Below are 4,549 nucleotides of genomic sequence, written 5' to 3' on the forward strand. Positions count from 1 at the left end.
GAGAAAGTTCAAAATTGAAAAAGTATCGCAACCTACCCTGAGTTCTGCCGAATAACAAAATCCCTTTCCCTAAGTACTCGGGAAAGGGATTTTGTCATTCAGGGAATCCAGGCAAGTCGGGCTACTCAATATTTCAAAAAAGCAGTTACTGCAACAATTAAATTTACCGGAAAGGAATGGGATTTTCATATGTCACGTACCCCCTACTTTAAATCGTGTTTTGGCCTCTTTTCCTAAAGGTGCAAACATAAACCCAATCAATTCAATCATTAATGAATACCTATGGCAAAACCTATGTGTCCACCCATTGCTTACTTTGTTTTTCTTTCAACCGCAGGAGCTCTTCCAAAAAATAGGGTTTTCCTAAATGAAGCCTTCCACGATTTTTCATTCATGACCCTGTCTCAAGTGACTAATTTGATCCCCCAGTGCCTGTACTGGGTAAGTGATATTATGTCCAAAACAGAAAATTTTCTCAAAAAACACTGGTCATCAAACAGTCAAAAAGCTTTATAAGCCAATAATAAGCATACTGATCAAATTAGTAAGCACTTCACCCTGCACTTGCCATTCCATTTACCTCCCATGGGCTGGCAGCCACTAGACAAATGCAAAGCATTCAAGAATTCCATTAAAATAAAACCATACAATCTCAAAAAGCCCTGATAGATTTTCACATCAATCAGGGCTTACAGATAGCGATCGGCCTCATGGGCTTTTCCCTAGTGGGCTAAATGTTGGCGGTTCGGGCTTTTCTCAAGCAGGATTGCTCTTGCCTGAACGCTAAGGTGCTTTTTAACTTACCCGTAATCACTAATTTTTTTATGCAGCACTTTTTCCCAGCAATGCCAATAGTTTTTTGGCTGCCTCTTCGCTACTTGCGGGATTTTGCCCCGTGATGAGCATGCCGTCTTCTACCACATAAGAACTCCAATCACTGCCCTTGGAATACTTGCCGCCCTTTGCTTTCAATTCATCTTCCAGCAGGTAGGGCACCACGTCTGTCAACTGTACGCCTTCTTCCTCGGTGTTGGTGAATCCAGTCACTTTTTTTCCTTTCACCAATGGCTCACCGTTTTCATCTTTCACATTCAATAAGGCAGACGGCGCATGGCAAACTGCTGCAACAGGCTTACCCGCTGCCCAGAAGCTTTCGATCAATGCGATAGAATTTTTGTCTTCATACAAGTCCCACATCGGGCCATGGCCTCCAGGGTAAAAAACCGCATCAAAATCTGCGGCATTCACCTCAGCGAGTTTATGAGTGTGCGCTACTTTTTCTTTCAATGCTGCATCAGCATAGTACCGTTTCGTTGCTTCTGTTTGCGCATCTGGGGCTTCGCTTGCGGGGTCGATGGGTGGCTGACCACCTTTGGGCGAAGCAATGGTAATATCAACTCCCTTATCAGCCATTGTGTAATAAGGCGCGGCAAACTCTTCCACCCAAAAACCGGTTTTTTTTCCGGTGTTGCCCAACTCGCTATGCGAGGTAAGTACAAATAATATTTTCATGATTTTGATTTTTATGGTGAATGATGAATATAGTCAAAAAATATTTTTGTTGTGTTGGATATCAGGCCTCTACGATCATTTTACCGGTATTTTCTCCTTTAAACAAACCGAGTAGTGCCTTTGGTAAATTTTCAAAACCCTGTTCAATGGTTTCGGTTGTTTTTAGTTTCCCTTCTTTCACCCACTGTGCCAGTTGCTGAATGCCTTCGGGGAACTTTTCTTGGAAATTACCAATGATAAAACCCTGCATCAACACACTCCGCGTGAGTAATATCGGCTGCAATCTTGGCCCCATGGGCACCTCCGTGCTGTTGTATAAAGCGATCTGCCCACATAAAGGGATCCTTGCATGAAAGGCAATATTTTTAATGACCGCATCTGAAATTTCGCCTCCCACATTATCAAAGTAGACATCCACCCCTTTTGGGCAAGCAGCTGCAATTGCTTTGTTCATGTCGGCTGTGGTTTTGTAATTAATGGCCTCATCAAATCCAAAGTCAGTTTTCAGCAGCTTTGTTTTCTCATCCGATCCGGCAATACCGACCACATGACAGCCTTGTAATTTGGCAATCTGCCCTACTACAATGCCAACCGCACCTGCAGCACCTGAAACCACCACTGTTTCGCCGGCTTTCGGCTTGCCGATATGCATCAACCCGAAATAGGCAGTCAATCCCGTCATGCCCAGCACGCCGAGGTAATGGCTGGGAGAAGCCAGGTCAGTATCGACCTTTTTGGCTTCCTTCTCGGTTGCAATAAATTCTTTTTGCCAAGGAAAATGGCCGATCACCACATCACCACTTTTAAATTGATCCGATTTGCTTTCCACTACTTCGGCGATTACACCTCCATTTAAGGGCTGGTCAATTTCAAAAGGGGCAACATAAGATTTCGCATCGTTCATTCTGCCACGCATATAAGGGTCAACGGAATAATACATGCCCTTCAATAAGATTTCGCCAGGCTTTAATTCCGGTAGGTCAATCTGTGCCATTCTAAAGTCATCACTCACGGGCAAGCCCTTTGGCCTAGCTGAGAGTACTATTTGTTGCGTAGTCATTTTTGTTAGATTTCGTGTGGTAGAAAATTCGGGTAAGGGTCGGGTGATACCAGAATAAAATTTTACAAATCGTTCGTTGGTTTTACATTTCAACGAAGAAGTTTTTAATCACCGATAACACTGGTTGGAAAGGTTTAACTTCCAATCATGTCGTAAAGTTCACATCTGACCAATATAATTTTATTTCTTGAATAAATAGCATCTTTTTAATTTTCAATTCATTTTTATTGATTTATTCGTTTAAATATTTTATTTTTCTAGTCTGTCGTTTTAACCTGATTGCAAACTTAAACCCGTTTTATGCATTGAGAATGCTATTCAATACTGTATTTATTTGATATTAGTCAGTTGTGTGATTTTATTGACTTCACCCTATCGGTGTCAGGAATTATTCTTCCAATCGTCTGATTTTATTGCAGTTTCAATTCCTTTAGGAAGCCTAATGACTCGCTACATTTAAAAGGACATCCAATTTAGCTCATCTCTTAAATATGAAACATTGAGAAAAAATAATGGAGGAAATTGACTAGACTTTTAATACAAGGGCCCTAGTGCTACAATTGAGCAGTAAATAAAAAATCGGCAGGGATTTGGACATGATTTAGTCCGAAATCAACCAGTGAATGAAAAGCTTTTCTTGAAACAAAATCCTGAATTTTTCATTGGAACATATTGGGTAACCACCTAAAAACCAAAATATCTATTCGTTTTGCAATCCCTCTCCCAGATGCCTCCGGTAGCTTCATTTCGTTCGCTCCCCTAAAAAAATCCGGGGCAACTCCCTTCATTCACCACCTTCCGGCACCGCACGACAATTGTAGCCTGCTCGCTCCTTATCAAGGAAAGCAGTATTCAACATCCATTAATTTTATTTCTCCCAAAACCCTTCAAAAAATTTCTCCCTTTCCTATTTCCGGAATCATTTTTTCGTTGGACTTTTTGACAAAACCATAGTCTTTCTTTGCTGAAAGTATGGAGATCCATTTCGATGACAGCTAATTTCCCTCTATTCCCCGGTAGTTCAAACCTTCCTGTTGGTCATCTATGAAAACCAAATGACAAACCTCCTCCGGCTTGCCAACCGAATAGATTTTTTAATCGTCATTTCTGCAGGTTTCCCGGTTGTATTTATGATCTATGCAAAGATCGGGGTTTCCGCCCACTAGCCAAGGGTCCGCTTTGCCCTGACAAAAAAAGGGCTTTCCTAAAGGAAGCCATCCACGATTTTTTTTAATACCCTTGTCATTAATGGCCAATTTCTTCCCCCAGTTCTCCGGCATCATCAAATTTAAAACCGCTAAACAATACCAATTTGAAAAACCTATATCAGAAAAGGCAGTAAAGTAAAGGATCTTGCCATCATCAGGGTATCCATCGCCTGAGAAACCCTGGAAGAAATCCTGAAAAGCCAAATGGTGGATTTTGAAGGAAAAGAATACTTCGTCTTCGAAGTGGCCGCCCTCAAAGAAGCAGACATCTACGGAAAGACCCACACGGCCTACATCAGCAAAAAAGTCCCTGCCCCAAAAAAGAAAATGGCAAGGGAATAGGACGCTGGAGAAAAGAAATGGCCCTGCGGGTTTTTTTGGTGGATTATGCATATGGATATAAATGGGTATGTGTGTATCCAAATTCCTTGTAAAATCAATTCATTCGAACACTTCAAATTGACAAACGATTTAATTATATGTATCTTTGTCAGTTACGTAAAAACACATTGATTTTTCAGTTAAACATATCGACCCAAATCTGCGATCCTTTTCAAGGAAAATTCATGAGTTTTTTAAAATCCACCCATAGTAAGGCCTTCGTATAGTTAGTCCCTGCTATAATTCCAATTCCTATATAAGCAGGGGACTCAAGTCCAAATCTCTTAAATGAGAAAAGAGGATTCTAATTTTTTTCCATATAGAAATCATCAATTAAAATTTAAAATCCATGAAACCAATTATCAAAAAATCCGATGAAAAGGCCATT

General features: G+C 40.8%; 4 protein-coding genes. 1 reads left to right on the plus strand and 3 read right to left on the minus strand.

Annotated features, from left to right (window positions below; genetic code table 11):
- Positions 1-822 precede the first annotated feature (822 nt).
- The 3 genes from Q7J63_RS06250 to Q7J63_RS06260 form a co-directional block, all read right to left on the minus strand.
- Positions 823-1,512 carry a type 1 glutamine amidotransferase domain-containing protein gene (locus Q7J63_RS06250; RefSeq protein WP_304884773.1) on the minus strand — a complete coding sequence of 230 codons (690 nt, stop codon included), beginning with the start codon at positions 1,510-1,512 and terminating at the stop codon, positions 823-825.
- A gap of 61 nt (positions 1,513-1,573) precedes the next feature.
- Positions 1,574-2,572 (minus strand): NADP-dependent oxidoreductase, encoded by a 999-nt coding sequence (locus Q7J63_RS06255; protein WP_304884775.1) that lies wholly within the window; start codon positions 2,570-2,572, stop codon positions 1,574-1,576.
- Between the two features lie 1,094 nt (positions 2,573-3,666).
- Positions 3,667-3,984: a hypothetical protein gene (locus Q7J63_RS06260; protein ID WP_304884777.1), complete on the minus strand. Its 318-nt coding sequence runs from the start codon at positions 3,982-3,984 to the stop codon at positions 3,667-3,669.
- Here Q7J63_RS06260 and Q7J63_RS06265 point away from each other — a divergent pair, their 5' ends adjacent.
- The gene (locus Q7J63_RS06265) at positions 3,985-4,122 is read left to right on the plus strand and encodes a hypothetical protein (RefSeq protein ID WP_304884778.1); all 138 of its coding nucleotides are present in this window, start codon (positions 3,985-3,987) and stop codon (positions 4,120-4,122) included.
- The last annotated feature ends 427 nt before the right edge of the window (positions 4,123-4,549 follow it).

It is taken from the genome of Rhodonellum sp. (assembly GCF_030656585.1).
Taxonomy (GTDB): domain Bacteria; phylum Bacteroidota; class Bacteroidia; order Cytophagales; family Cyclobacteriaceae; genus Rhodonellum; species Rhodonellum psychrophilum.